This is a genomic window from Pedobacter chinensis (genome assembly GCF_003339865.1).
GTDB classification, from domain to species: Bacteria; Bacteroidota; Bacteroidia; order Sphingobacteriales; family Sphingobacteriaceae; genus Pedobacter; species Pedobacter chinensis.
On record NZ_QPKV01000024.1, the window covers coordinates 1 to 1265 of the forward strand.

Annotated in this window: 2 protein-coding genes; both read left to right on the plus strand. The window is 44.4% G+C overall.

The window, feature by feature from the left end:
- The first annotated feature begins 69 nt into the window (after positions 1-69).
- Positions 70-372, plus strand: coding sequence for a transposase (locus tag DU508_RS23680; RefSeq protein ID WP_115405130.1), 303 nt, complete (start codon positions 70-72; stop codon positions 370-372).
- Positions 369-1235 (plus strand): IS3 family transposase, encoded by an 867-nt coding sequence (locus DU508_RS23685; protein WP_233509722.1) that lies wholly within the window; start codon positions 369-371, stop codon positions 1233-1235. Before DU508_RS23680 ends, DU508_RS23685 begins: the two co-directional genes overlap by 4 nt.
- The last annotated feature ends 30 nt before the right edge of the window (positions 1236-1265 follow it).

A 1265-nucleotide genomic window follows, 5' to 3' on the forward strand; every position in this document is an offset into this window, starting at 1 on the left:
TGGAGTTGCTATCTTTGAGTAGAGACATTTATGGAGCAGATTTGAAATGTAATTTTAAATTTGGCATATATGAAACACAGAGTATTTGACGATGAGTTCAAAAAGATGGCAGTAGAGCTGTCCAGGGTAAAGACATCTGTAAAGGAAGCAGCTGAGGAATTGGGGCTAGACGCTTCTAGATTAAGCAAATGGCGTAACAATCCAGCGTTCAATGGAGGTAAGGTAATGATGGACAAGCCTGGACTTAGTGAAGAGCAACAGGAAATCCGGAGATTGAAGAAAGCACTTAAAAATGCGGAATTGGAACGTGACATCCTAAAAAAGGCAGTAGGCATCTTCTCCAAGGGAGACGGGGGATATACGGATTTATAGCCCAGAACAGGGCAATCTATCCCGTTGGGAAGATGTCGGAGATATTTGGCATCAATAGTAGTTCTTATTACAAATGGGCAAAAGATCCAATCGGATTCTGGCAACGCCAGAATTCAGAACTGTTGGCACAGCTTAGGGAGGTGTATTCCATGAGCAGGGGTCGTTACGGCAGCCCCCGCATCGCTAGGGAACTTCAGGCATCGGGTATTATTGCCTCACGTCCACGTATCGCCAGACTAATGCAGAAAAACGGGATAAAGAGCATTGTGAAGCGCAAGTATCGTGTAACTACCAATTCAAACCATCTCTATCGCGTAAACGAAAACCTGTTGATGCGGGACTTCAGTACCAATGGAATAGGCGAAAAATGGGTCAGTGATATCACCTATATCCGAACTGGCGAAGGCTGGCTATACCTTACGACGATCATGGATCTGGCTGATCGTAAGATTGTGGGCTGGAGCATGGACAGTAGCATGACCGCTGCCTCTACGATAGTAGCAGCATGGAAAATGGCAGTACGTAACAGACCTTTGGATGGTGAACTGATATTCCACAGTGACCGGGGCATACAATATGCAAGCCATGAATTCCGTAAATACCTAAAAGGGATGCCGGTATTGCAGAGTATGAGTAGAAAAGGAAATTGCTGGGACAATGCCATTGCAGAAAGCTTTTTCAAAACCTTGAAAACAGAATTGGTATACCATACCAAGTTTGAAACCAAGGCTCAAGCCAAAATCGAGATATTCGATTACATCGAGGTCTGGTATAACAGAAAGAGAAGGCATTCAGCATTGGACTATAACACTCCCGAACAAGCCGGGCAGACCATCGCTGGGGAAAAAACAGAAGCTGCATAAAAAGGTCTCTACTTTTCTATTGCAATTCCA

Excerpts from the sequence above, each read along its gene's own strand:
- DU508_RS23680 (WP_115405130.1), top strand. The coding sequence starts at position 70 with ATGAAACACAGAGTATTTGACGATGAGTTCAAAAAGATGGCAGTAGAG.